General features: G+C 39.1%; 3 protein-coding genes. 2 read left to right on the forward strand and 1 reads right to left on the reverse strand.

Features of this window, described 5'->3' with window-relative positions; genetic code table 11:
- Positions 1-73: 73 nt before the first annotated feature.
- Both purM and purD read left to right on the forward strand, forming a co-directional pair.
- A complete protein-coding gene (gene purM / locus A5295_RS04345) occupies positions 74-1,108 on the forward strand; it encodes a phosphoribosylformylglycinamidine cyclo-ligase (protein WP_064621828.1) in 1,035 nt (344 codons plus the stop codon).
- Positions 1,109-1,149: 41 nt separating this feature from the next.
- Entirely contained in the window at positions 1,150-2,421 is a 1,272-nt protein-coding gene (gene purD, locus A5295_RS04350) for a phosphoribosylamine--glycine ligase (RefSeq protein WP_064621830.1), read from the forward strand.
- Between the two features lie 115 nt (positions 2,422-2,536).
- Here purD and A5295_RS04355 read toward each other — a convergent pair whose 3' ends face one another.
- Positions 2,537-4,606 carry an LTA synthase family protein gene (locus A5295_RS04355; protein WP_064621833.1) on the reverse strand — a complete coding sequence of 690 codons (2,070 nt, stop codon included), beginning with the start codon at positions 4,604-4,606 and terminating at the stop codon, positions 2,537-2,539.
- Positions 4,607-4,760 lie beyond the last annotated feature (154 nt).

The raw sequence follows: 4,760 nt of genomic DNA on the forward strand, positions 1-4,760 counted from the left end.
ATTAAATTGTTCATTGCAATTTATAAATAAAACTTAAGAAAATACTTATAACATTGTTACGAAAGGAACCAATATGCCACACGCATATGAAGAAGCTGGCGTAAGCGTAGAAGCAGGATACGAAGTAGTACGTCGTATTAAATCTCATGTAAATCGCACAAAGCGCCCAGGCGTTGTAGGTGGCATTGGCGGATTTGGCGGCTTATTTGATTTGGCATCTCTTGGTTACAAAGAGCCAGTGCTGATTTCTGGCACGGATGGCGTTGGAACCAAGCTTGTGATTGCAAAAATGATGAATAAGCATAACACTATTGGCATTGATTGCGTTGCAATGTGCGTAAACGATATTGCAGCTCAAGGTGCCGAGCCGCTTTTCTTCCTCGATTATATTGCATGCGGAAAAAACAATCCTGAAATACTTGAGCAGGTAGTTTCAGGCGTTGCAGATGGTTGCGTGCAATCAGAAGCAGGTTTAATTGGCGGCGAAACTGCTGAAATGCCTGGAATGTATGACGAAGACGAGTACGATCTTGCAGGTTTTGCAGTAGGCGTTGCAGAACGTTCGAATATTGTTGATGGATCCACTATTACTGCCGGCGACGTGCTTATCGGACTTCCTTCTTCAGGAGTTCATTCAAATGGATTCTCTCTTGTTCGCAAAGCTTTGTTTGAAGAAGCAGGTTTTAGCGTTGACACCAAGCTAGATGAGCTTAATGGCAAAACACTTGGCGAAGTTCTTCTTGAACCTACTCGAATCTACGTAAAAGCTTTAAAGCCACTTTTTGCAGAACATCTTATTAAGGGAGTTGCTCATATTACAGGCGGCGGATTTATTGAAAATGTTCCACGCATGTACGCAGATGATTTGGCTGCAAAAATTGATACCACTAGCTGGAGCGTTCCACCTATTTTTGGAGTTATTGAAAAAGCTGGAAAAGTTGCTCACGCTGAAATGTTCAACGTTTTTAATATGGGTATTGGCATGGTTTTGGCAGTTGACGAAAACAAAGCAGACGAGGCAATGCGAATACTAAAAGAGCATAACGAAACCGCTTATATTATTGGCAAAATGGCTAAGCGCGAAAACGTTGCAGTCGAATTGTTGTAATCCACAAAACAGCAAAATTTTAAAGCAATAAAGGATCAAAAATGAAAGTTTTAGTAGTTGGTTCTGGCGCTCGCGAACATGCTATTGCACACGCGCTACTTAAAGGAGAAAGCGTTGAAGAAGTAACTGTTGCTCCTGGAAATCCTGGTATTGCAGCAGATGGCATTCAAACTGCAAACATAAGTCAATCAGATCATGACGCTCTTATTAAGTTCGTTAAAGACAATAACTACGATTTTGCGTTCATTGGTCCTGAAGTTCCCCTTATGAATGGCATTGTTGACGATTTTGAAGCGCATGGAATTGCCGCTTTTGGTCCAAACAAAGCCGCAGCTCAAATTGAAGGCTCTAAAGATTTCGCAAAAAAGCTTATGGCTCGTCACAACGTTCCAACTGCCTCCTACAAAACATTTGACGCTTTGGAGCCGGCACGCGCATACGTTCTTGAGCATGGTGCTCCAATTGTTATTAAAGCGGATGGTTTGGCTGCTGGAAAAGGCGTTACTGTTGCTATGGATGAGCAAACAGCAGTTGATGCTTTGGATGATATCTTCGTAGATCATCGTTTTGGTCAAGCTGGAGCAAAAGTTGTTATTGAAGAATTTTTGCAAGGTCAAGAGTTTTCGCTTATGAGTTTTGTAAGCGGAACTGATTTTTGGGTTATGCCTATTTCTCAAGATCACAAGCGTGCTTATGACGGAGACAAAGGACCAAATACTGGAGGCATGGGAGCTTATAGCCCTGTGCCGCAAATTAGCGACGAAACAGTTCAGCGTGCTATCGACGAAATTGTGCGCCCAACTGTTGAAGGACTAGCTAAAGAGGGTACGCCTTTTACTGGCGTGCTTTATGCTGGCTTAATTGATACAGCAACAGGTCCTAAAGTTATTGAGTTTAATGCTCGTTTTGGAGATCCAGAAACAGAAGTTGTGCTTCCTCGCCTTACTTCAGATTTTGGTGCAGCTATATGGGATATTTTGCAGCATAAAAATCCTACTTTTACTTGGAAAGATAGCGGTGTTACGCTCGGCGTAATTATTGCAAGCGAAGGCTACCCTGGCACTTTAGTTACTGGAACTCCTCTTCCTCAAATTCCTGTTGACGAAAATCAAGGTCAGCATGTGTATTATGCAGGAGTAAAAAGCGATGAAGAAAGCAGAAAACTTCTTACTTCTTCAGGTAGAGTAGCTCTTGTGCAAGTGCATGGAAACGATGTAAAAGACGCTCAAAACAACGTCTACAGCATATTAAATAAGCTTAATCTTCCACACATGTTCTTTAGGCATGATATCGCATCTAAAGCCTTAAAATAGTTTGTTAATTGATATAGTTTTCATTAACAAATTGCAAATCAATAAGCCCCTCGCTATTTGAAACATACTATGTATCAAATACAAACGAGGGGCATTGTAATAATCAAACTAGCTTTTAGCGCGGTAAGTTCAGAAAATCAGTATTACGCAAATAATGCTTTCCAGCAGTAATATCGTATTGTATTAAGCGATAGTCATGAAGAAGTTGACGTGACTTCTTATCCATCTTAGACAAAATCATAGGATTACCATCGTTATCCAAATAAATTGATTGTCCCTCAGGAATTCTATCCCAGCCTTGAATAGTATTTACAACAGGAGGCTCCATAGCACTCACATGCTCATGTAAACAAGTTAAGAAAGCAAGATACGGAGAAACTTTAGCGTTCATATGTAAAGCAGCCTGAGAAATAAAGAAGTTAGGTGAAGAATACTTATTAGTACGATCTACATCTTTACTTGTATTAGAATGCTCTACATTTTTGTTTGAAGATTTTTTCTCACTACGCTCTTTACGCTCCAAAGCAACCTTATTTGACCAAATAAAATAGTCAGTCAAATGCAAAGACAATGAATTCTTTTCATCTGAACTTGCAGTGCCGTAAATTCCTGGCAAATGGTCACCATAAAACATAACAGTAATAGGCTTATTTAGTTTATCTAAACTCTTCAAAAACGCTTGTGTTGCCTCATCAGTGTGTTGCACACCCTTAGCATACGTTTCAATAGAAGTTTTTTCATCATCACCAAGATCAGCGGCACCATCTTTAGGAGACGCTTCGAATTCATTATTCGCATACCAATCCCTATAAGGCATATGGTTTTGCATAGTAACAATTTGTACGAACCTAGGTTGCTTATGCTCTTTAATCTTTTCTAACGCACTCTTATATGCTGATGCGTCAGAAACATACGGTGATTTATCTATAACATCACGGTGAGCAATAACATCAGGTCCTTGCAATGCGTAAAACTTACTAAAGCCAAACTTTTTGTAATTAGTAGCGCGCAAATACATGCTCGGCTCATACGGGTGGAAAGCTATAGATTTAATAGAATTACGAGAATCATCCCAATATTGATTAATAGTTGGAGACCATTGAGCATTAGGAACCAACTGCTGATACGGACTCGTCATTGAAGGATCAAAATTAGCCATGCTCAAACCAGTTAAAGACATGTACTCTAGATTTGCAGTACCGCCACCATAACCAGAAGAAAGCATCAAACCACTATCCGTATGCTTCTTTAAATTGCTAATAAATGGTATTGGATTCTTGTTCAACTTCAAACCAGGAACACGAGTAGGATCAGAGAACGATTCAGACAAGATAAGAATAAAAGTATTATCGTTCATATTTGTTGTACGAGAACGATTTATACGTTTAGCTTCATCGTTATAACGCTTGTATACAGCCTTCATAGTTTCTTCACTGTAATCAGCCGGCCTATCCATAATTTTAGGATTTACATTACGCAAAAATGCCACAATAGCACCATTGCGTTGAGCGTCATAAACAGAATCCCACATAGCAGGACTGTCACCAAGCATTTTAGAAAAAACATTAGCCGAAGAGTCAACTGTGCCAACGCCGCCAATATACCAGCTTAAATTCCCTATTAAAATCAACGCAATTGCAACACGAATACCAGCAGAATAACGCCAATCTTTAAATCGCACAATCTTTCCATGATTTGTATCAAATATGTGTAAGCAAACAGTTGTAACTAAAAGCAAAATAAAAACGCCTAAAGCAACACCAATGACCATAGGAGCATTATCTGGCAAAAATGAAGCGACATTACCAGTGTTACTTTTTAAAAAGTTTAAGTCCGCAGGAAGAATAGTTTCATAACGAACATTTACTTTCATATATTCAATAACAGCAATAAGCAATGAAACACTTAGAATTATTGCACTTGATATCCAAAATCGGTTACTAATCAAAAGAATTAAACCGTATATCATCGCAACAACGAGCGCACTAAGAACAATAACGAAATTAAGTTCTTTCCAGGTTTTAGTTATTAATCCCCAACGTCCACCAGACATTGCAGAAGTCATCTCAACTCTTCCAGCGCGCTGCACACCCATTTGCACAATAATTACCGACATGCCGTCAATAACAAAGAAAAGAAATGCATACAGCCAATACGGAACTTTCAAGCGCAAAAATGACTTCATACTATCCTCAATAAATCACACACGTACTAATTATTACTAATAATGTGCAAGTTTACTTATTGCTATCGTCATAAATTTTTAACAATGCATTGAAACAAGAAAAAATAGCAATTTTAATACCTGTCTCTTATACACATCTGACGCTGCCGACGAA

This window comes from Gardnerella sp. 26-12, from assembly GCF_001660745.1.
GTDB classification, from domain to species: domain Bacteria; phylum Actinomycetota; class Actinomycetes; order Actinomycetales; family Bifidobacteriaceae; genus Bifidobacterium; species Bifidobacterium swidsinskii.